General features: G+C 55.8%; 1 protein-coding gene. It reads right to left on the bottom strand.

What is annotated here, in order from left to right:
- Positions 1-242, bottom strand: a 242-nt coding sequence (locus tag R0J87_RS24000; RefSeq protein WP_498889545.1) for an efflux RND transporter permease subunit, incomplete at both ends; no start/stop codon positions are given.

The following is a 242-nucleotide window of genomic DNA, read 5'->3' as shown; positions in this document are numbered from 1 at the left end:
ACCTCACGCATTGACACTTCAACAAAGCGCGTGGTGTCGTAAGGTGTCGCCTGCGCCAAGCCGCTGGGGAAGCGTTGTTTCAGCTCGGCGATAGTGGCATTAACTTCTGCCGCAACGTCCAGAGCATTGGCACCCGGCTGCAGAAAAAGACCCACCAGCGTAGCAGACTGGCCGTTGTACTGGCCGAGGAAATCGTAATCGCGTGAACCCAGTTCAACCCGGGCAATGTCTTTAACTCTTAG

This window comes from Halomonas sp. SIMBA_159, assembly GCF_046536035.1.
Taxonomy (GTDB): Bacteria; Pseudomonadota; Gammaproteobacteria; order Pseudomonadales; family Halomonadaceae; genus Vreelandella; species Vreelandella venusta_A.
The sequence above is the reverse complement of the archived record's forward strand: the minus strand, read 5'-3'. Positions and strand labels throughout refer to the sequence as shown.